The 19,806-nt window shown below is 68.2% G+C and carries 17 protein-coding genes; 5 read left to right on the top strand and 12 right to left on the bottom strand.

Annotation, left to right across the window (positions count from 1 at the left end):
* Nucleotides 1–59 precede the first annotated feature (59 nt).
* Both ABE485_RS16920 and ABE485_RS16915 read left to right on the top strand, forming a co-directional pair.
* A complete protein-coding gene (locus tag ABE485_RS16920) occupies nt 60–701 on the top strand; it encodes a hypothetical protein (RefSeq protein ID WP_346516423.1) in 642 nt (213 codons plus the stop codon).
* Nucleotides 694–1,833, top strand: coding sequence for a hypothetical protein (locus tag ABE485_RS16915; protein WP_346516422.1), 1,140 nt, complete (start codon nt 694–696; stop codon nt 1,831–1,833). The genes ABE485_RS16920 and ABE485_RS16915 overlap by 8 nt, the downstream gene beginning before the upstream one ends.
* A gap of 51 nt (nt 1,834–1,884) precedes the next feature.
* Here ABE485_RS16915 and ABE485_RS16910 read toward each other — a convergent pair whose 3' ends face one another.
* From ABE485_RS16910 to ABE485_RS16895, 4 genes are all read right to left on the bottom strand, one after another.
* Nucleotides 1,885–3,360 carry an MFS transporter gene (locus ABE485_RS16910; protein ID WP_346516421.1) on the bottom strand — a complete coding sequence of 492 codons (1,476 nt, stop codon included), beginning with the start codon at nt 3,358–3,360 and terminating at the stop codon, nt 1,885–1,887.
* Nucleotides 3,361–3,380: 20 nt separating this feature from the next.
* A complete protein-coding gene (locus tag ABE485_RS16905; protein ID WP_346516420.1) occupies nt 3,381–4,073 on the bottom strand; it encodes an SDR family oxidoreductase in 693 nt (230 codons plus the stop codon).
* A 124-nt stretch (nt 4,074–4,197) separates the two neighbouring features.
* The gene (locus tag ABE485_RS16900; protein ID WP_346516419.1) at nt 4,198–4,794 is read right to left on the bottom strand and encodes a TetR/AcrR family transcriptional regulator; all 597 of its coding nucleotides are present in this window, start codon (nt 4,792–4,794) and stop codon (nt 4,198–4,200) included.
* A gap of 75 nt (nt 4,795–4,869) precedes the next feature.
* Nucleotides 4,870–5,406: a YaeQ family protein gene (locus ABE485_RS16895; RefSeq protein WP_346516418.1), complete on the bottom strand. Its 537-nt coding sequence runs from the start codon at nt 5,404–5,406 to the stop codon at nt 4,870–4,872.
* A 109-nt stretch (nt 5,407–5,515) separates the two neighbouring features.
* On the opposite strand from ABE485_RS16895, the gene ABE485_RS16890 reads away from it, so the two are divergent.
* Nucleotides 5,516–6,172 carry a LysE family translocator gene (locus ABE485_RS16890; RefSeq protein WP_346516417.1) on the top strand — a complete coding sequence of 219 codons (657 nt, stop codon included), beginning with the start codon at nt 5,516–5,518 and terminating at the stop codon, nt 6,170–6,172.
* A 381-nt stretch (nt 6,173–6,553) separates the two neighbouring features.
* Here ABE485_RS16890 and ABE485_RS16885 read toward each other — a convergent pair whose 3' ends face one another.
* The 5 genes from ABE485_RS16885 to ggt all read right to left on the bottom strand — a co-directional run bounded on the left by ABE485_RS16885 (nt 6,554) and on the right by ggt (nt 13,563).
* Complete coding sequence (locus ABE485_RS16885; RefSeq protein WP_346516448.1) at nt 6,554–8,422, bottom strand: dipeptide ABC transporter ATP-binding protein; 1,869 nt, start codon at nt 8,420–8,422, stop codon at nt 6,554–6,556.
* Nucleotides 8,423–8,436: 14 nt separating this feature from the next.
* A complete protein-coding gene (locus ABE485_RS16880) occupies nt 8,437–9,315 on the bottom strand; it encodes an ABC transporter permease (protein WP_346516416.1) in 879 nt (292 codons plus the stop codon).
* Nucleotides 9,312–10,256, bottom strand: coding sequence for an ABC transporter permease (locus ABE485_RS16875; protein ID WP_008158978.1), 945 nt, complete (start codon nt 10,254–10,256; stop codon nt 9,312–9,314). Before ABE485_RS16875 ends, ABE485_RS16880 begins: the two co-directional genes overlap by 4 nt.
* Before the next feature lie 129 nt (nt 10,257–10,385).
* Nucleotides 10,386–11,897: an ABC transporter substrate-binding protein gene (locus ABE485_RS16870; RefSeq protein ID WP_346516415.1), complete on the bottom strand. Its 1,512-nt coding sequence runs from the start codon at nt 11,895–11,897 to the stop codon at nt 10,386–10,388.
* 37 nt (nt 11,898–11,934) lie between these two features.
* Nucleotides 11,935–13,563 carry a gamma-glutamyltransferase gene (gene ggt / locus ABE485_RS16865; RefSeq protein ID WP_346516414.1) on the bottom strand — a complete coding sequence of 543 codons (1,629 nt, stop codon included), beginning with the start codon at nt 13,561–13,563 and terminating at the stop codon, nt 11,935–11,937.
* A 92-nt stretch (nt 13,564–13,655) separates the two neighbouring features.
* Here ggt and ABE485_RS16860 point away from each other — a divergent pair, with 92 nt between their 5' ends.
* Entirely contained in the window at nt 13,656–14,558 is a 903-nt protein-coding gene (locus tag ABE485_RS16860) for a LysR substrate-binding domain-containing protein (protein ID WP_346516413.1), read from the top strand.
* A gap of 3 nt (nt 14,559–14,561) precedes the next feature.
* On the opposite strand, the gene ABE485_RS16855 is transcribed toward ABE485_RS16860, so the two are convergent.
* From ABE485_RS16855 to ABE485_RS16845, 3 genes are read right to left on the bottom strand one after another with little or no spacing between them, the layout of a single operon-like run.
* Nucleotides 14,562–16,733 carry a phosphocholine-specific phospholipase C gene (locus tag ABE485_RS16855; RefSeq protein ID WP_346516412.1) on the bottom strand — a complete coding sequence of 724 codons (2,172 nt, stop codon included), beginning with the start codon at nt 16,731–16,733 and terminating at the stop codon, nt 14,562–14,564.
* Nucleotides 16,734–16,768: 35 nt separating this feature from the next.
* Entirely contained in the window at nt 16,769–16,960 is a 192-nt protein-coding gene (locus tag ABE485_RS16850) for a hypothetical protein (RefSeq protein WP_346516411.1), read from the bottom strand.
* A 21-nt stretch (nt 16,961–16,981) separates the two neighbouring features.
* Complete coding sequence (locus tag ABE485_RS16845) at nt 16,982–18,997, bottom strand: alkaline phosphatase family protein (protein ID WP_346516410.1); 2,016 nt, start codon at nt 18,995–18,997, stop codon at nt 16,982–16,984.
* 341 nt (nt 18,998–19,338) lie between these two features.
* Here ABE485_RS16845 and ABE485_RS16840 point away from each other — a divergent pair, with 341 nt between their 5' ends.
* Nucleotides 19,339–19,782 (top strand): hypothetical protein, encoded by a 444-nt coding sequence (locus ABE485_RS16840; RefSeq protein WP_346516409.1) that lies wholly within the window; start codon nt 19,339–19,341, stop codon nt 19,780–19,782.
* Nucleotides 19,783–19,806 lie beyond the last annotated feature (24 nt).

The following is a 19,806-nucleotide window of genomic DNA, read 5'->3' as shown; positions in this document are numbered from 1 at the left end:
GACATTCTGTCACGTTCCGCACCAAAATTGCACCACTTTGGAAGATATGATCGCTGCCCATGAGTCCCCTAATTCCCGTCACATTTCCGTGGCTGCGGCGACTGTCGCTGGCGGCATTCCTTGCCCTTCTCGCCTTGCTGGCCGCCCCGGCGGGCGCCCAGGATTTCGACCGCGGCGCGGAAAACCAGCGCTACCGGCAATGGCTGCGCGAGTTCCGGCAGGACATGCTGCGCCTGCGCGATACGCCGGATCCCGGGCAGGCCGACCTCGACACGCTATTTGCCGACACCGTGGTGCCAGGGTCGCGCGCCGCGGCGCTTATGCAACAGCTTGCCGCCGCCAGCCCGGACAGCGCCGGCGGCGGCATTGCCGTCGCCGGCCTCCAGCGCGTCTTCCTGATGGCCTTGTCCGACGCGGTCGTCGCCGGGGACGGCGGCGTCTATCCGGACACGCAGGCGCCCGCCCAGAAGGATGTCTTGCACGTGCGCTACATGCACGTGGACGGCGGCGGCCGGCTGGAGCGCTATTTCAGCGATCCGGACGTCTTCAAGCCCTACCGGCTGCCTGCCCCCGGCGTCTACGCGCGCGACGCGTATCCCTTCCTGCTGTTCGAGCTGCGCGACGGCAAACTGCGCCTGGGCGGCGTTTCCAAAGAGTTCTGGAATCTGGTGAAGTTCATGGACGCGCTGCAGCATGCGTAATCTCCGGCGTTGGGCGGCAATCCCTGGCGCCGCGGCGCTGGCGGCGGCCCTACATACAGCCCCCGCCCTTGCCGCCTGCGGCCCGGCCGACGCGGGTTTCGCCGCATCCGGCACGCTCACGGCCGTGGATGTCTCGGTGGATCTGGCGCATGAGCGCGTCCTGCTGGGCCGCAATGGCGAACGCGTCGCCACGCATCCCCAGCCCGTCTGGCTGTCCGACGCCGGCGACCCGCTGCCGCGCACCTGGATGGACAAGGTGGACTGGTCGGCCTATCGCGTCGACGCCCGCGACGCCGTCCTTCCGACGCGGCTGCTTTTCGATGCGGACGGCCGGCTCTGCCGCGTGGAACGCCATGACCCGCGCAGGCGCGGTGCGCCCGCCGTCTCCGGCGGCTATGCATTCGAGTATGACGCCGCCGGCAACCTGCTCCGCGTCGCGGAGTACGAATCCGCCCGCGGCGCCGCATTCACGGTCGCCGGCCAGATCTGCCTGAAACGCGATGCGCGGGGCGCGCCGGTGGCGTTCATCGCCGGCCGCTGCGACGATGCCGCCACGGCTGCGGGCCGGCGCTATGTGCGCAATGCGGCGGGCGCGCTGCTGCGCGTCATCGACACGGCAGCCCAGGACGCTCCCGCCGCCGCCACCCCATCCGCGGTGCAGACCTTCGACGGACAGGGCCGGCCCGGACCGCGTTACGTGCGCCAGTACGCCCGGTTCGCGCCGCCGGGCGCGGGCAACGGCCCGTACGCCTATGCGCAACCCCCATCCACCCAGGACCGCCTGTACGTGCTCGAGCGCGACGCACTGTCCCGGCTGGCGACCGAGGTGCCGGGCAACGAATGGCGCATCGTGCGCATCGACGACAGCGTGCCGCTCGACGATACGGACATGCAATCGTGGGATCCGAACACCCAGACCGTGCTGGCCGAGGGCGTGACCGGCCCCGGGGGCCGATCGCCTCTCGAACCCGAGGAGCAGGCCCGCGTCTGGCAGGCCATGCGGGACCAGCCTGGCCGGATCTTCTGGTATCTCGACCCGATGAGCCGGGTGCTGCTGGTGCCAGCCATGGCGCAGGCCGCGTGGCAGGCCTGCACGAATCCGGAAAATCTGGCGCCGGATGCATGCCCATGACGGGCAGATTTTCCGCATCCGCCAGGTCGCCTGGCCGCGACACGCCGCACCTCATCCCGCCTTCGGCCGCGTGTCCACCGGCAGGCACAGCAGCGCCGTCAGCAGGGCCAGGCCCACATGCCCCATGTAGATCGGCGAGAAATCCGCATGGCTGGCCACGCCATGCCCCAGCAGCAGCACGGTGATCGCCACGCCCAGCACCCCGCCGATCTGGCGCGTGGCCTGGTTGACCGCGCTGCCCACCGCATAATGCTGGGCGGGCAGCCGGTTCACCGCGGCGCCCGACAGCGATGGCAGCACCATCCCCACGCCGATCCCGCTGAGCAGCAGTCCGGGCAGCCACTCGCGCAGATAGGCGGGTTCGGCGCCCGGCACCAGCAGGAACCATAGCCCGCTGGCCGCGTAGACCAGCGCCCCGCCCACCAGGAAAGGCCGATGGCCCATCCGCGCCGCCAGCCGGCCGGTGATGATCGCCGTCGGCATCACCAGCAGCGGGCCCGGCGTGACCGCCAGCCCCGCTTGCGGCAGGCTGTAATGCCACACCCCCGTCATGTAGAAAAAGAACGCGAAGAACATCATCGCGAACGCAATGCCGAAGCTGAGGGTGGCCAGGTTCACGTAGCGGTAGGTCCGGTGCCGGAACAGCGCCAGATCGACCAGCGGATGCGGCGTCGCGCGGGCCCACGCCACGAAGGCGATCAGGGCGATCACACCCACCGCGGCCGCAACCGCCAGTTCGCCGCGCTGCCACGTCGGCGATTCCGACTGCACGATGGCCAGGGCCACGGCGCCCACGCCCACCATCAGCAGCGCCATGCCCACGCCGTCCACGCGGCGGCGCGCGTCCGGCTTCACCGACTCCTTGAGCAGCCCCGCTCCGAACCACAGGGACACCGCGCCCAGCGGCAGATTGATGTAGAACGCCCACGGCCAGCCCGCGACGTCCACCACGAATGCCCCGAGACTGGGCCCGACGGCCGCCGCCAGTCCGCCCACCGCGCCCCACAGGCTGACCGCCACCGCCCGCTGCGTTGCGGGAAACGCCGCCAGCACGATCGACAGGGAAGCCGGCGTCAGCAGGGCCGCGCCAACCGCCTGCGCCACGCGGGCGGCGATGAGCCATCCTTCGCTGGCAGCCGGCCCGCAGGCGGCGGACGCCGCCAGGAACAGCAGCACGCCGCCCATGAACATGCGCTTGCGGCCGTGCGTGTCGGCCAGGCCGCCTGAGGGGATCAGCATCGCGGCAAAAACGACGGTGTACGCATTGAGCACCCAGGACATGTCCGCTGCGGACGCCTCGGGAAACCCTTCCCGCAGCGCGCCGAACGCCGCGTAAAGCATGGTGCTGTCCAGCGACACCAGGAAGACGGCGATGCTGGCGACCCAGAATACCGGCCAGGGCGACGAGGCTGCGTGGGCATCGGAGCCGGGACGGGACGCGACTGCGGCATCTGCGCCCTGCGCGGCGCCCGCATCGGCGCAAGCCGTGTCGCCGGATGCGGCGTGGGAGGTCGTGGTGGCGTGCATGGCGGCGCGCTCCTTCCGTCTTAGAGATAAACCGCGGGGCTGGCGGACAGGCCCTGCTTGACCTGGCGCGTCTGCTCGTCCGCCAGCACTTCCTGCTCTCCGGCTTCCAGCGCGTCCAGCGCCTGCGTCACGATGGCCTGCGGCGTGGACTTGGGCGCGTCGATACCGCGCGTCAGGTCCGTGTCCACGAAGCCCATGTGCAGGCCCAGCACCTGGGTCTTCTGGGCGCGCAGTTCCTGGCGCAGCCCGTTCGTCAACGCCCAGGCCGCCGATTTGCTCATCGCATACACGCCCAGCAGCGGGCCGTTGATCCAGCTGGCGATCGACAGCACATTCAGCACCGCCCCGCCGCCGTTGGCGGCCAGCACCGGCGCGAACGCCTGCGCCACCCGCAAGGTGCCGAACAGGTTGACCTCCAGATGGCGGCGGGCCGATTCAATGCTCTCCGGTGCCAGGAACCCGCCCGTATCGGCGATGCCAGCGTTGTTGATGACCAGCGTCACGTCCTGGGCCAGCGCGGCCGCGGCGGCCACATCGTCCGCGCGGGTCACGTCCAGCTTGAGCGGCACGACGCCTTCCAGCGTGATGCCGGACGGGTCGCGCGCGGCGGCGTAGACCTTGCGGGCGCCACGGGCCAGGGCCTCGCGGGCAAACGCCAGGCCCAGGCCGCGGTTGGCGCCGGTGATGAGGACGACGGCATTCTTGAGTTCCATGATGGGTGTTCCTTGTCGTAATGGTTGGTCGGCGGATGAGCCTGGGTCTGGGTGCATCAAAATATGATGATCATCATATTTTTGTGCGGCAAAAAGGCCGCGCAAGGCGGCCCTGGGAATGAAATCAGTGGGTAGCGCTGCCGCCCTCGCGGTCGTACTGGTCAAGGATGGCCTGGCGGGCGGAAGCCAGCACGGCGCGCCCCTGGTCGTTGTCGCCCAGCGCCCGCGCCAACTGCAAGGCGCCGACCAGCGTGCTGGTCACCGCCGCCGCGGCGTGGTCGCCGGCGCCGGCGGGCAACACGCGCTGGACGCCTTCCATCAGGCGCTGCACCCGGCTGGCGGCGGCTTCGCGCACCGGCCCCGACTGGCGGGGAATCTCGGACGCCACCGCGGACACCGGACAGCCGCCCTCGCAGCCGACCAGATGCGCCGGGCTCAGATAGGTATCCACCCAGGCGCGCAGCGGGCTGGCGCCTTCGGCGCGGCGCCGCGCCATGCCCTCGGACAGGCGGGCAGCGCCGTCCTGGCCGGCGCGGTCCATCGCGGCCGCCAGCAGCGCGTCGCGCGACGGGAAATGGGCATAGAAGCCGCCGTGCGTCAGGCCGGCTTCCTTCATGACGTCCGCTACGCCGACGCCCGCCACGCCGACGCGACGGATGGCGCGCGAAGCGGCATCGACGATGCGTTCGTGAGACAGTTCCTTGCGGCGGGAGGCAGCCATGATTGCGGCACCTGAAATATGATGATCATCATATTAAGCCCGCGATTATGCCAAAAGCAAGTCCCGTCCCCTAATTCAGCGCCAGGCTTCCGGCTCGACGCTGACTTCGCCCTTTTCCGCCGAGAAATACACGATGCCGTCCGAGATATTGGCGTTCAGCTGCATCGTCCGCTCGGCCAGGTTGCCCAGCGCCCGCGCCTGCTCCGACGGCAGGTTGATCACCTTCAGATTGCGCGTGCGCTCCAGCTTGTTGCGCACGCCGTCCCACCAGATCTTGCTGGCGGAGCCGCCGTAGCAATAGACAATGACCTCCTCGGCGCGGCCGCAGGCGCGCAGGATGCGGCGTTCTTCGGGCTGGCCCACCTCGATCCACAGCTTGACCGCGCCGGTCAGGTCCTTGACCCACAGGTCCGGCTCGTCCGTATCGCTCAGGCCCTTGGTGAACGACAGTTCCTCCTGCGCGTGCAGGGCGAAGGCGAGCAGGCGGACCATCATCCGTTCATCCGTTTCCGAGGGATGGCGGGCCACCGTCAGCCCATGGCTGCCGTAATAGTGGCGGTCGGTATCGGCGACGTTGAGTTCGGCCTTGTAGATAGTGGCGCGCAGGGCCATGGCGAAGATCCGTAGAAAATGCGAATTGCGTGAAGGCCGCCATGATAACCGCCCGACGCGGCGCTACACTCCCTGACGCCGCCCCGCCAACCTCATCGCCCGCCCCGTCATGACCACCACCGCAGCCCTGCTCGCCTTCACCCTGGCCGCCGCCATCCTGACCGTCACCCCCGGCCTGGACACCGCCCTGGTGCTGCGCACCGCCGCCGTCGAAGGCGGACGCCGCGCCCTCATGGCCGGCCTGGGCATCTGCGCCGGCTGCCTGGTCTGGGGCGCGCTGGCCGCGCTGGGCCTCGGATCGCTCCTGGCCGTCTCCACCCTGGCCTACGACACGCTGCGCATCTGCGCCGCGGCCTACCTGTTCTACCTGGGCGCCAGGATGCTGTGGCGCACCCTGCCCGGCCGCAAACCGGCCGCCGGCACGCCCCAGTCCCGACCCCAGTCCGCCCCCGCCCCGGCAAGCGCCAGCGCCACTGGCTGGTTTCTGCGCGGCTGCCTGACCAACGCCCTGAACCCGAAGGTCGGCATCTTCTACATCACCTTTCTTCCGCAGTTCATCCCCGCCGGCGCCGACGTGTTGCGCTTCAGCCTGCTGCTGGCCACGATCCACGCCGCCCTGGGCGTCCTCTGGTTCGCCCTGCTGGTCGCCGCCACCCGCCCCCTGGCCCGCTGGCTCTCCCGCCCCGCAGTCACCCGCGGCCTGGACCGCATGACCGGCGCGGTGTTCATTGCTTTCGGGTTGAGGCTGGCGCTGGAAAAGCGCTAGGCGAAAAAAAAGCGCGCAGCGTCACCGCCACAACGCAAGACACCCCGAAGCCAAAAAAGGCCGCCCGCGCGGCCGGCTTTGGCGACCCCGCAAGACCCTCCTCCCCACCCCGAGCGCGACAAGAACGCCAAGCACGCTGTTCGCCCCGCCAGCCTCAGCCAGCAAGTCCTGTAGCGGCCGGCGCCGGGGCGGGCGCGAGCGAGGGGCGTCGATGCGCCCAAGGGAATCCGTAGGGAGCCGAAGGCGGACGAGGATGACGCAGGGGCAGTCCGGAGCGAAGGCTCCGGACCGCGATCGTTGCCCCTCGCTCGCGCCCGCCCCGGCGCCGGCTGCGGCCCAAGAACATGAACCGCCACCAGCAAGACAGAAGCAGCAGCCGCCTCAATAAACGCCAACCGCGTGCCGGGCCACAAAATGCCCATCCCCCACGGCCACCAACGGCTCCACCAGCGGCTCGTCCCCCACCTTGCGCATGGGGCTGGGAATTTCGTCCACCAGCAGCGACCGCTCCCGATGCCGCCGCTGCGGATCCGCGATCGGCACTGCCGCCATCAGCTTCTTCGTATAGGGATGCTGCGGATTCTCGAAAATCGCGCGGCGCGGCCCGATCTCGACGATCTGCCCCAGGTACATCACCGCCACCCGGTGGCTCACCCGCTCCACCACCGCCATGTCGTGCGAAATGAACAGGAACGACACGCCCAGCTCGCGCTGCAGGTCCAGCAGCAGGTTCACGATCTGCGCCTGGATCGACACGTCCAGCGCCGACACCGATTCGTCCGCGATCACCACCTTGGGATTCAGGGCCAGCGCACGCGCGATGCAGATGCGCTGGCGCTGTCCGCCCGAGAACTCGTGCGGATAGCGGTCGATCATTTCAGGCAGCAGCCCGCACTTGTCCATCAGCCAGCGCACGCGGTCCTGCGCTTCCTTGCCGCGCGCCACCTTGTGGATCAGCAGCGGCTCCATGATGGAATAGCCCACCGTCATCCGCGGATCCAGCGACGCGAACGGATCCTGGAAAATGAACTGGATGTGCTGGCGCAGCGTCTGCATGGCGCTGCCGCGCAGCGCGCCGATGTTCTTGCCGTCGAACTCGATCGAGCCGCCCTTGCTCTTGACCAGCTGCAGCAGCGACCGGCCCGTCGTCGTCTTGCCGCAGCCCGACTCGCCCACCAGCGACAGCGTCTCGCCGGGATACAGGTCGAAGCTGACCTTCTCAACCGCATGCACGCGCTTCTGCACCCGTCCCAGGATGCCGCCCGTGATGTCGAAACTGGTGGTCAGGTCGCGCACCTTCAGCACCGGACCCTTCTCACGGCGCACCGTGGACGGCGCCGCCACGGGCGTATCCACCAGCTTGCCAGGATTGGGCACGCGGACGGCCTCGTCCACCTTCAGCAGCGGAAACGGCGCCGGCTCGTCCGTGCCGTGCATCGCCCCCAGGCGCGGCACGGCCGACAGCAGCGCACGGGTGTAGGGGTGCTGCGGACGCGCGAAGATCTCGTCCGAACCGCCCTCTTCCACCTTGTCGCCGCGGTACATGACCAGCACGCGGTCGGCGACTTCCGCCACCACGCCCATGTCGTGCGTGATGAAGATCACGCCCATATCCATTTCTTCCTGGAGCTGGCGGATCAGCTGCAGGATCTGCGCCTGGATGGTCACGTCCAGCGCGGTCGTGGGCTCGTCGGCGATCAGCAGCTGCGGCTTGCACGACAGCGCCATCGCGATCATCACGCGCTGGCGCATGCCGCCCGACAGCTGGTGCGGATAGCGGTCCAGGATGGCGCGCGCCTCGGGGATGCGCACGCGTTCCAGCATGCGCAGCGTTTCCGCCCGCGCCGCCGCCGCGTCCAGCCCCTGGTGCAGCTGCAGGGCCTCGGCGATCTGGTTGCCGGCCGTGAAGCTGGGGTTCAGCGACGTCATCGGCTCCTGGAAGATCATGGCCACGTCGGCGCCGCGCACCCGCTGCAGCGTCGAATCCGACGCATTGCCCAGGTCCAGGACGTCACCGCTGCGCCGGCGCAGCAGCATGCCGCCATTGACGATCCTGCCGCCGCCGTATTCCACCAGGCGCATCAGCGCCAGCGAAGTCACGGACTTGCCCGAACCCGACTCGCCCACGATGGCCAGCGTTTCGCCGCGGTCGACGTGGAAGGACACATTGCGCACCGCTTCCACGGTGCGTTCGGGCGTTTTGAATTGCACCGTCAGGTCATTGACCTGCACGACGCGCTTGGAATCCATGGTTGCCATAGTGATTACTTTTCCTGACGCGGATCGAGCGCGTCGCGCAGCCCGTCGCCCAGCAGATTGAAGCCCAGCACCACCAGGAAAATGGCCGATCCGGGGAAGATCGACATCCAGGGCGCCTGGGTCATGAAGTTCTTGGCCGTGTTCAGCATGGAGCCCCACGACGGCGTGGGCGGCTGCAGGCCCAGGCCCAGGAAGGACAGGCTAGCCTCGGCGATGATGGCGGTCGCGATCGTGATGGTGGCCTGCACGATCAGCGGCGGCATCACGTTGGGAAACACGTGCCGGCCGATGATGCGCAGGTCGGACGCACCCAGCGCGCGGGCGCTCTGGACGTAGTCTTCATTCTTGACCGCCAGCACCTGTCCGCGCGTCAGCCGGATGAACTTGGGCGCGGCGGACACGCCGATGGCGATCATCGCGTTGGTCAGGCTGGGCCCCAGGAAGGCGGCCAGCGCGATGGCCAGGATCAGGAACGGAATGGCCAGCAGCGCCTCGGTGGCGCGCGAGATGATGCTGTCCGTCCAGCCGCCGAAGTAGCCGGCGGCCAGGCCGAACGGCACGCCCACGACCAGCGCGATCAGCACCGACACCAGGCCGGCCATCAGCGAGGCGCGCGCGCCGTAGATCATGCGGCTGTAGATGTCGCGCCCCAGTTCGTCCGTGCCCAGCCAGAAGCTGGCCGACGGCGCCTTGCGGATGCTGGTGAAGCTGGTCTGCAGGGGATCGTGGTTGGCGATCAGCGGCGCCAGGATGGCCACCGCCACGAAGAACAGCACGATGGTCAGGCCGAGCATCGCGATGTGGTTGCGCTTGAATTTGCCCCAGGCGCGATTGCGGCTGCGGGGCGGCGTGACGGCTGCGGCCGTTGCAGGAATTGCGCTCATGAGTGCCTCAGGCGGGGATTGACCAGGATGTACAGGATGTCGGCCAGCAGGTTCATCAGGATGAAGCCCACCGCCACGCAGAGCACCACGCCCTGCACCACCGCGTAGTCGCGCGTGAAGACCGCGTCGACCACCAGCTTGCCGAAGCCCGGAATGGTGAAGACCTGTTCCGTCAGCACCGCGCCCGCCAGCAACTCACCGAACAGCAGGGTCACCAGCGTGACGATGGGCATCAGCGCATTGCGCAGCGCGTGGCGCAGCACCACGCTGCGCGGCGACACGCCCTTGGCGCGGGCGGTGCGCACGTAATCGGCGGACAGCGCCTCCAGCATGGACGACCGCGTGTGCCGCATCAGGTAGGCCGCGATCGCGGTGGACAGCACCAGCGACGGCATCAGCATGGTCTTGATCGACAGCCAGAAGTCTTCGGACGGCGACACGTAGCCCGAGGCCGGCAGCAGCTTCCACTGCACCGACACCACCATGATGAGGATGATGCCCAGCCAGAAGTTGGGGATGGACATGCCCGACAGCGCGGCGATGTTGGCCCCCATTTCGACGGGCTTGCCCTTGCGCACGGCGGCGACGATGCCCATGGGGATGCCCACCAGCAGCGCGAAGAACATGGCCATGGCGGCCAGTTGCAGGGTCACGGGCAGCTTCTGCGCGATCAGCGTCGTGACGGGGACGTCGGTGCGCAGGGACTTGCCCAGGTCGCCTTGCAGGACCTGCCCGGCCCAGGCCGCGTACTGCATGGGCAGCGGGTCGTTCAGGCGGTATTTGTCGCGCAGGTAGTCCAGCACGGCCGGGTCGCGCTCTTCGCCGGCCAGGGTCAGCACCGGATCGCCGGGCAGGATTTTCTGCAGCATGAAGACGATCATCGACACCAGTATCAGTGTCGGTATCGCGACGATCACGCGGCGCAAGATGAGTTTAAGCATGTGGGAAACCGTAAGACAGGAACGACGGACGACGCCGGCCGGATCGGGCGCAACGCGCGTCCGCCGCAAACAACAACCGGACGCGCAGGGCGCGTCCGGCTGGCGCGGCGGGCAATCGCCGCGCCTTCATTACTTCTGCGCGAACGTCACGCCCTTCAGGCGGATCATACCGTCCGGATAGGGCGTGAAGCCCTTGACCTTCTTGGCCATCACGAAGGGCCACGGCTGGTAGTAGTTGTACACGCCGGGCAATTCGTCCTGGATGATGGTCTGCGCCTGGTCATAGATCGCCTTGCGCTTGGCTTCGTCGGGCACCGTGCGGGCCTGGTTCAGCAGCTTGTCGACTTCCGGATTGCAGTAGTGGCCGTCGTTCAGCGCGCCCTTGCAGGTCACGAAGGCATGAATGTTGCCGTCGGGATCGACCCGGCCGGACCAGCCCAGCATCACGATCTGGAAGTTGCCGCCCGACGCTTCCTTCTGCAGGGCGGCGTATTCCGTGGGGCGCAGGGACAGGTCGAAGCCCGCCTCGGTCGCCATGGCCTGGACGATTTCCGCGATGGACGACGTGGTGGTGTTGTTGCCGAACACCAGTTCCGCCTTCACGCGGTCAAAGCCCGCCTGCTTGAGCAGGCTCTTGGCCTTGGCCACGTCGCGCTTGGTCACGGGGAACTTGTCGCTGTGGTAGGGGCTTGCGGGCGGGAACGGCTGCTGCGCGGGCTCGAAAATGCCGCCGCCGGCCACGTCGTTGATGGCGTTGCGGTCGATCGCGTACTGGAACGCCTGGCGCACCAGCTTGTTCTTGAACGGGTTGTCGGCGGCGCGCTTGCCGTTGTCGACGTTGAACATGAACTGCTGGAAGCCCAGGCCCGCGACCGGCGCGAACGTCAGGCTGGCGTCGTTCTTGACCTGCGGCGCGTCCGAGGGATTCAGGCGTTCCAGCATGTCCAGGTCGCCGGCGCGCAGGTTGGACAGGCGCACGGTGGTGTCCGGGATGGGCAGGAACGTCAGGCGCTTGAAGGCGTAGTCCTTGGCGCCGTAGTACTGGTCGAATTTTTCCAGGACGATGCGGTCGTTCTGGATGCGTTCGACGAACTTGTACGGGCCGGAGCAGACGGGCTTGCGGCCCACGGCGGCGACGTCGTCCGAGAAGGTCTTGGGCGACAGCATCATGCCGGCGCGGTCGGACAGCTGCGCCAGCAGCGTGGCGTCCGGTTCCTTCAGCGTCAGCACCAGCGTGCTGGCGTCGGGCGCATCGACCTTGGCCACCGAGCGCAGTTCACCCTTGCGCAGGCTGTCGGGCAGGCTCATGGCGCGTTCCAGGTTGGCCTTGGCGGCCGCGGCATCGAACTTGCTGCCGTCGTGGAACAGCGCGTCTTCGCGCAGTTTGAAGGTGAGCACCTTGTTGTCGTCGCTGAACGACCACGAGGTGGCCAATTGCGGCACGAAGTGCAGCTTGGGATCGATGTCCACCAGCTTGTCGCACAGCGACGTGAACACGATGCGGCCGACGTAGGTGCGGGCGCGGTGCGGATCCAGAACATCCGGATCTTCCTGCAGGCCGATCCGGATGTTCTGGGCGCTGGCGGCGCCGGCGGCCAGCGCCAGCAGGCTGGCGCCGAAGGTCAAGGCAAAGCGTTTCATTTGTGTTTATTCCCCTTGTGACTGCGTGGCCGGATAGTTAGAAGCCCACCGCCTGGCCGTCGCGACGGCTGTCGCTGGCGGCGACATAGCCCAGTTCGTTGTCGTTCTCGGACATGCGCCAGATGAACTGGCCGGCGCCGAAGTCCATGTACGGATCGTCAACGGACTTCAAAGCATGCCCGAGGTCTTTCAGGCCCGCAATGGTGGAAGCCTTCATATTGGTCTCGATATCGAGCGTGAAGTCGCGGTTGACCTTCCAGCGCGGCGCGCAGCACGCGGCCTGCGGGTTCTGGTGGTAGTCGATCATGCGGACCACGGTCTGCATGTGGCCCTGCGGCTGCATGTCGCCGCCCATCACGCCGAAGCTCATGACCGGCTTGCCGCCGCGGGTCAGGAAGCCCGGGATGATGGTGTGGAACGGACGCTTGCCGCCTTCGACCACGTTGGCGGACTTGGGATCCATCGAGAAGCCCACGCCGCGGTTCTGCATGCTGATGCCGGTGCCCGGCACGACCACGCCCGATCCGAAGCCCATGTAATTGGATTGGATGAACGAGATCATCATGCCGTTTTCGTCGGCGGCGGTCAGGTAGATGGTGCCGCCGGCGTGGGGACGGCCGGCTTCGAAGTGGGTGGCCTGGTCCAGGCGGATCAGCTTGGCGCGGCTGTCCAGGTAGGCGTCCGACAGCATCTGTTCCGGCGTGACCTGCATGGCGCGCGGATCGGCCACGTACTTGTACAGGTCGGCGAAGGCCAGCTTCATGGCTTCGATCTGAATGTGCTGCGACTGCACCGAATCCACCGGGATATCGGCCATGTCGAAGCGTTCGACGATGCCCAGCGCGATCAGCGCGGCGATGCCCTGCCCGTTCGGCGGGATCTCGTGCAGCTCGTAGCCGCGGTAGGACTTGGAAATCGGCTTGACCCATTCCGGGCGGTAGCCGCGCAGGTCTTCCAGCGTCATCGCGCCGCCGCATTCCTTGCTGAAGGCGGCGATGCGTTCGGCCAGTTCGCCTTCGTAGAAGTCGCGGCCCTTGGATTCGGCGATGCGGCGCAGCGTATTGGCGGCATCGGGGAAGCGGAAGTGTTCGCCAACCTTGGGCGCGCGGCCCTCGGGCAGGAAGGCCTGTGCATAGCCCGGCTGCGACTTCAGTTCTTCGGCGGCAGCGGCCCACTTGTGCGCCACCACCGGCGGCACGGCGTAGCCGCGCTCGGCGATCTCGATGGCGGGTTCGAACAGCTGTTCGAACGGCAGCTTGCCCAGCTTTTCATGCAGCGCGGCCCAGCCGGCCACCACGCCGGGGACGGTCACCGCGTCCCAGCCGCGCTTGGGCTGGATGGCCAGGCCGTCGGGGCCCGTGCCGTACTTGCGCTTGAAGTATTCGGTGTTCCAGGCGGCGGGCGCGACGCCCGACGAATTCAGGCCGTGCAGTTCCTTGCCGTCCCAGACGATGGCGAAGCAGTCGCCGCCCAGGCCGCACGAAACGGGTTCGACCAGGACGATCGTGGCCGCGGCCGCGATGGCGGCGTCCACGGCGTTGCCGCCCTTGAGCAGCATGCGCAGCCCCGCCTGAGCCGCCAGGGGGTGCGACGTGGAGACCACGTTGCGGGCGAACAGCGGAATGCGGACGGAAGGATACGGGTTGCCCCAGTCGAAGGATTTCATGTGGCGGGTCTCATAAGGTTAAGCGGGCGAAGTTACTCCCGTGGTCTAATTAAATCAATTTGATTTTTTGTTCCGTCATAAAAGAAAATTTTATGAGTACGATCCGTTTTCTGCGCACGTTTCTGGCGGTCGCCCACCACGGTTCCTTCTCGGAAGCCGCCGAGCAGGTGGCCCTCACCCAGGCCGCCGTGAGCTTCCAGATGCGGACCCTGGAAGCCGAGCTGGGGCGCGAACTGTTCGACCGCAGCGGCCGGCTTGCCATCCTGAACGCGGCAGGCCGGGAATTGCTTCCCGAAATCAAGCACTTGCTGGATTTATACGACAGACTCAGGCGTCCGAGCACGGCCCCTGGCGAACTGGCCGGATCCGTCTCGGTGGGCAGCATCGTGTCCTGCATGGGCACGCTGTCCAAGGTGATCTCGGGCCTGAAGAAGGCCCATCCCAAGCTGGACGTGCGCATCCTCTCGGGCAAGGCCAGCGAACTGGCGGGCAAGGTGGAAGACGGGGAGCTGGACGCGGCCTTTCTGGTGGAGGCCGGCCGCAAGATGGCGAGCACGCGCTGGACGCCGCTGTATGAAGAACAGCTGGTGGTGATCGCGCCGCGGTCGGCGGCCGGCGACACCGCCCGCCAGGTGCTGGCGGCCAACCCCTTCCTGCGGTTTGACCGCACCCAGCGCACCGGGCTGCAGATCGACCGGCTGCTGCGGCGGATGGCGGTGCCGCTGAATGAATTCCTGGAACTCAACGCCATCGAGACGCTGGTGGAACTGGTGCGCCAGGAGGTCGGCGTGACGCTGCTGCCGCTCATCAACGGCTCGAACTGGCAGCACAGCCCGGAACTGCGGATCCTGCACCTGCCCGGCGACCTGGGCCCGCTGTCGCGCGCCATCGGCATGCTCGAACGCCGCGAGCATGCCCGCCAGGGCATCACGGCGGCGATCTGCGAGGCGTGCGCGCAGGCCTTTCGCGCCCGCGAGCCGCAGACCGCCGCCTGAGCCTTACTCGGCCATTGCCGGGTCTGTCACCGACGCCTTGCCGGTTTCCACGCGGCCGGCGAAGCGGCGCAGCCACGACGGATCCTCGGCCAGGCGCACCGTGAAGTCATACCAGGCATGGCTGCCGGCCAGCGCCCAATGCTGCTCGACCTGCCCGCCCGCGGGCACCGTGAACGACCAGCGCTCATGGTTGGCGTAATAGGCGTTGGGCGTGACCTCGAAGGTGCACGCCGCCTTGCCGGCATTGATGAAGCTGACGTAGACGTCGCCGTTGGCGATGTCGTAGCAGACGCGGATCTCGGCATCCTGCTGCGCCGTGCGGTCCTGCGCCAGGTCGCCGGCGAGATGGCGGTGCCAGCCGTTGGGGCCCAGCACCCACAGGTCGTACTTGCCGCCGTCGGCCGCCGTGTCCCAGCTGCCTTCGAGCTGCTTGCCCGCTTCCACGGTGTAGCGGCGCGGCAGGCGGTCCAGGTGCAGGCGGTCGTACACGTGGAACACCGCGGCCTGCTTGCCCGTGTTCGAAAACACCAGCCACATGTTGCCGGTGCCCGGCTGACTGCGACCGCTGGCGTGCAGCTCGTAGGGCAAGGCGCGTGAATAGCGCACGCCCTTTTCCTGCACGCCCTTGGCCTGCGTGGACGGATCCGGCAGCGGCACGGCGGTCAGCGCTTCCTGGGCGGCGCGCTCCTGGTCCGAACCCGTACGGGTCAGGATGTTCAGGTCCGGCAGCTTTTCTTCGTTCGGCGTGGCGAAGTTGAAGGCCGAGGTCAGGTCGCCCAGCACCGCGCGGCGCCACGGGCTGATGTTCTCTTCCTTGACGCCGAAGCGGGCTTCCAGGAAACGCAGCACCGAGGTGTGGTCGAACGCCTGGGAATTGACCCAGCCGCCGCGGCTCCAGGGCGACACCACGTACATCGGCACGCGCGGACCCGGACCGTACACGCGGTTGTCGGCGACGTCCTGGGCCGACGCGTGCGTGTGGCGTTCCAGGTCGGTGTTGACCGTGGAAGCGCCGGCCATCGAGCCGTCCGTGTTCAGCGAGGGCGCGGCGGGCGGCGGCACGTGGTCGAAATAGCCGTCGTTTTCGTCGAAGTTGATGAGCAGGACGGTCTTGCTCCAGACGTCCGGATTGGCGGTCAGCGCATCCAGCGTCTCCTGGATGTACCAGGCGCCCTGGATGGGGCTGGACGGCCCGGGGTGCTCGGAGTACGTGGCGGGCGCCACGATCCAGGACACCTGCGGCAGCGTGCCGTTCATCGCGTCGTCGCGCAGGGCCTGCAGGAAGCCGCCGTCCGGCATGGTGTTGGCCGTGCCCTTGTACAGCGGGTTGGCGGCGTCCATGCTGGGCGTCCAGGCCGGGTACGGCGATCCGTTGCTGCCGTTGCCCGCCAGTTCGTTGGCGCGGCGGTACTGCTGGAAGCCGGCCAGCGGGTTGTCGCCGAAGTTCTCCGGCAGGTTCTGGTAGACCTTCCAGGTGACGCCGTTTTCCTGCAGGCGTTCGGGATACGTCTTCCAGGTCCAGCCGGTGGACGACGCGCCCAGGCTGTCCCACTGGTTGCGGGTGGACGGGCCGTTGCCCTGCGCCAGCGGATCGTTGGTGCCGGTCCAGTGGAACAGGCGGTTGGTGTTGGTGCCGCCGTGGGTGGAACAGTGATAGGCGTCGCACAGCGTGAAGGCGTCGGCGAGCAGGAACTGGAACTCCACTTCCTTCTGGCGGTAGTAGCCCATGGACTGGTTCTGCTTGTAGCGCGGCCATTGGTACATGCGGCCGCCGTCCCAGGCCATCTGCGCGTCCACGTAGTCGTGCGGCGTGCCCGCCACGCGCTGCGCGTTCCCCTGGGTGCTGTCCAGGTGGTAGGGCAGCACGACGCGCGTGCCGTTGGTCTGTTCCCAGACCGAGCGGTTCTGCGGCAGCGGGATGGTGATGCGGTCGCCGAAGCCGCGCACGCCCTTGAACGTGCCGAAGTACATGTCGAACGAGCGGTTCTCCTGCATCAGGATGACCACGTGCTCGACGTCGTTGATGGTGCCGGTGCGGTTGTTGGCCGGAATGGCCAGCGCGCGGCGGATGGCCGGGGGGAACATCGACAGCGCGGTCAGCCCCGCGGTGGAGGCGGCGGCGTTGCGCAGGAAGCGGCGCTTGCCGGCGTGGATCGTGTCTTTATCGGACTTCACGGATTGTTTTCCTATGGGTCTACAGAGGGCGCGGCTCAGGGCGCGCAACGCAGTTCGGGCTTGGCCGGCGTGGGCGGCGTCGTGGGCGTTTCGGGCTGGGTGGGGTTGCCCGGCGTGCCGGCGTCGTCGTCGCCGCCGTCATCGCCGCCGCAGGCAGCCAGGGTGGAGGTCAGCATCAGCACCGCGCCGGCGCGCAGGAAACCGCGCAAGATCATGGACTTACTCATGGTTTTTCTATCCTTGGGACATCAGGGAAACAATTCGGAAACGGACTTGCCGGACAGGGCCAGGGACTTCACCTCGGCTTCGGTCAGGGCCCGGGACCAGAAGGCCAGGTCGTCGAAAATCATGGTGTACGGGCCCTTGGTGCCGGCGCAGCAGATGCCGTAGGTGCCCTTGCCGTCTTCGTTCAGGCCGATGTGCGGGCCGAAGACGCCGGCCACCGCGGTAAGGTCGACGCCCGGCGTGGCGGTGGACGTGACGCTGCGCAGGAAGCCGAGCTCGCTGTCGTAGCGGTAGGCCGTCATCGTCTTGGCCGTCTTGTCGATGGTCATGGCGATGTAGACGGGCTTGTTGGCCGTGAACTTCACGCCGTTGATGTCCGCCCGCTTGCTGCCGCCCGCGATGTTGAAGCGCAGCTCCGGGCCGGCCCATTGGGCGATGGTGATGCCGGGGTTGGCGCCCGAGTTGTAGTCCTTGTTGCCCACGATCGAGCGGTCGTTGGCGGTGCCGTCGGACTGGAACCAGAAGCCGATGGTGAACGCCTGCACGCTGTCCAGCAGACCGGCCGGGTAATCCAGCTTGAACGCACCCAGGGCGGCCGTGCCGCGCTCGTTCCGGAAGCTCTTGCCATAGACGCCCGGGTCGGCATAGGCCGGCGCCTGCGCGCCGTCGTACGGCGTGATCGCGCCGCCGCCCGCGGCCACGTCGGCCACGTCGCCTTCGAACGGGAAGAACATCGTCAGGCCGGTGCGCAGCGACGCCAGCAGGGGCACGGGCTTGGCATAGACCACCGTGGCGCGCGCGGCGCTGACCGCATGGCCCGCGGACACGCTATAGGCCAGCTCGTGCAGGCCTTCGGCATCGAAGGTGAAGCCCGTGTCCACGTACTCCGTGGCGGTGCCCGGCAGGCGTGCGACTTCAGCACCGTCTCGGCTGACCACGATGTCGCCGTCGGGCTCGCCCACGCGCACCCAGGTCACCGTGACGCTCTTGTTGTCCATGGACGTGCGCGTGGCGACACGGCGCAGGGCCAGCGGTTCGCTGAGCGACGTGCCGGCCATGTCGTAGGCGCTGGCCGCGGGCAGCGCGCCCAGGTGCGCCAGCAGCGTGGGCGAGACGTCCGCGGCGCTGGGCAGCGCGTACCAGTTGGTGTCCCACAGGCCGTCGAACGCGGCGTCGTCGGCGCTGCCGCCCAGCAGGGCCGGCTGGTTGGCCGCCAGGAGGATGGTCTTGTTGGACGAGAACGGCAGGCCGTCGCTGCCGCCGGTCTTGTCCAGGCCGTGGCTGGACGCCACCACCATCAGCCAGTTCTCTTCGGGATGTTCCGCGCGGCGGTCCGCCAGCTGCTTGGCGAGCACGCCGATGGCGGCGTCGGTCTGGCGGATGACGGCCTCGTAGGTCGTGCCGAAGCCGCCTTCGTTCGCGGCGCGTTCGGGCGCGCCGAACTGCGCCACCACGACGTCATAGCCTTCGGCGATGCGGTCGCGCGCCTGCGAGGCGACGCAATTGTCCTCGCCTGCGCAGTCGGTCAGCGATTGCAGATAGCCCGCATCGCGATCGGTGCCCACCAGGCCGGCGAGCAGCGGCGAGTTGAAGGCGCCCGCGGTCCGCGCCTGCGGTTGCGCGGTTTTGATGCGCTGGAACAGGCTGGGCGCCTTCAGGGCCTGGTCCTGCGCGTTGGAACGCACGCCATGCGCGTCGGCCCATTGCCCGGTCAGCAAGGTGGCCCAGCCCGGCACGAGCAGCGTCGGCTGCTGCGTGGCCGTGCCGGTGACGCCGCCCGTCCAGGCGCGGGTCGCGGTCAGCTGGCCGATATTGGCCAGCGACCTGTCGGCCAGGCCGCGGCGCAGCGCGTCGTAGGTCAGGCCGTCGACGCCGATGAACAGCACCTTGTCGGCGCTGGCCTGGCCGGGCTCCGTGACGGGCGGCTGGGTGGGCGGGACGACGGCGTCGTCGCCGTCGTCATCGCTGCCTCCACAGCCGGCCAATGCGCTGGTTGCCAGCAGCATGGCGCACCATCTTCTCCAATTCGATAGTTGCATCGCTTCTCTTCTCTTGTCATGAACGGGTTCTTACGCTGGCCGACATGGTGGCGGCCGAAGGTGAAAGACCCGTGAAGCAAAGAAGAGAAACCCTGATCGTTGGATCAGGATTCTTTTGCGCAAGACGCAAGGCGCGGCCCCCGCGCGGGCGATTCGATTGCGTGCAACGCAAGGCAGCGGCCGGTTTTCCGGCGGCCCGGCGCCAGACACCCGCTGAGACATTGCGGCAAGCCGACGATCGTCTTCCAAGGGTGTCGGACACCTCCGTATTGCCGCTATTGCATTGCTGTCATGAAAGGCCGCTACAGTCGGGCCAGTCGTGTCGTCTGCCGTTCAATCCCATGCCTTTATCTTTGCGCCTGCCCCTGCCCTCCGCGCCCGCCGCGCTGCGTGTTCTTGCCGTGCTGGCGTTTGCCGCGGGCGTGGGCGTGTGGGCCTCCCTCCAGCTTGCGGCCCGCCCCCGGCCCCTGCCCCCCGCCGTCGCGGCCGCCGCCCCGCGCGCGGCGGGCAACACGCCGGTGGCGCTGTGGTTCGGCAAGGACGAAGCCATGCGCACGCAGATCAGCGTGCTGGGCGTGATCGCGGCCGGGCCCGACGGCGCCGCGGTGCTGAGCGTGGACGGCGGGCCGCCCCTGGCCTGGCGCGCCGGCGCGGAAGTGGCGCCGGGCATCGTGCTGCGCGATATCGCCGCGGACGCTGTCACCGTCGAGCAGTCGGGCCGCCCCAGCCGCCTGGCCGCGCTGGCGGCGCAGGACGCGCCGGGCGGCATCAGCCGCGAAAAGTGAGGCGCGCCGGCGCGCGCATTACTG

This window comes from Achromobacter spanius (assembly GCF_039673305.1).
Taxonomy (GTDB): Bacteria; Pseudomonadota; Gammaproteobacteria; order Burkholderiales; family Burkholderiaceae_B; genus Achromobacter; species Achromobacter spanius_F.
The sequence above is the reverse complement of the archived record's forward strand: the minus strand, read 5'-3'. Positions and strand labels throughout refer to the sequence as shown.

Coding starts and splice junctions, on each gene's coding strand:
- ABE485_RS16885 (WP_346516448.1), bottom strand. CDS start 8,422: ATGGATTCCAAGCGCGTCGTGCAGGTCAATGACCTGACGGTGCAATTC.
- ABE485_RS16880 (WP_346516416.1), bottom strand. CDS start 9,315: ATGAGCGCAATTCCTGCAACGGCCGCAGCCGTCACGCCGCCCCGCAGC.
- ABE485_RS16870 (WP_346516415.1), bottom strand. CDS start 11,897: ATGAAACGCTTTGCCTTGACCTTCGGCGCCAGCCTGCTGGCGCTGGCC.
- ABE485_RS16860 (WP_346516413.1), top strand. CDS start 13,656: ATGAGTACGATCCGTTTTCTGCGCACGTTTCTGGCGGTCGCCCACCAC.
- ABE485_RS16895 (WP_346516418.1), bottom strand. CDS start 5,406: ATGGCCCTGCGCGCCACTATCTACAAGGCCGAACTCAACGTCGCCGAT.
- ABE485_RS16900 (WP_346516419.1), bottom strand. CDS start 4,794: ATGGCTGCCTCCCGCCGCAAGGAACTGTCTCACGAACGCATCGTCGAT.
- ABE485_RS16890 (WP_346516417.1), top strand. CDS start 5,516: ATGACCACCACCGCAGCCCTGCTCGCCTTCACCCTGGCCGCCGCCATC.
- ABE485_RS16875 (WP_008158978.1), bottom strand. CDS start 10,256: ATGCTTAAACTCATCTTGCGCCGCGTGATCGTCGCGATACCGACACTG.
- ggt (WP_346516414.1), bottom strand. CDS start 13,563: ATGAAATCCTTCGACTGGGGCAACCCGTATCCTTCCGTCCGCATTCCG.
- ABE485_RS16845 (WP_346516410.1), bottom strand. CDS start 18,997: ATGCAACTATCGAATTGGAGAAGATGGTGCGCCATGCTGCTGGCAACC.
- ABE485_RS16920 (WP_346516423.1), top strand. CDS start 60: ATGAGTCCCCTAATTCCCGTCACATTTCCGTGGCTGCGGCGACTGTCG.
- ABE485_RS16840 (WP_346516409.1), top strand. CDS start 19,339: ATGCCTTTATCTTTGCGCCTGCCCCTGCCCTCCGCGCCCGCCGCGCTG.
- ABE485_RS16905 (WP_346516420.1), bottom strand. CDS start 4,073: ATGGAACTCAAGAATGCCGTCGTCCTCATCACCGGCGCCAACCGCGGC.
- ABE485_RS16915 (WP_346516422.1), top strand. CDS start 694: ATGCGTAATCTCCGGCGTTGGGCGGCAATCCCTGGCGCCGCGGCGCTG.
- ABE485_RS16850 (WP_346516411.1), bottom strand. CDS start 16,960: ATGAGTAAGTCCATGATCTTGCGCGGTTTCCTGCGCGCCGGCGCGGTG.
- ABE485_RS16910 (WP_346516421.1), bottom strand. CDS start 3,360: ATGCACGCCACCACGACCTCCCACGCCGCATCCGGCGACACGGCTTGC.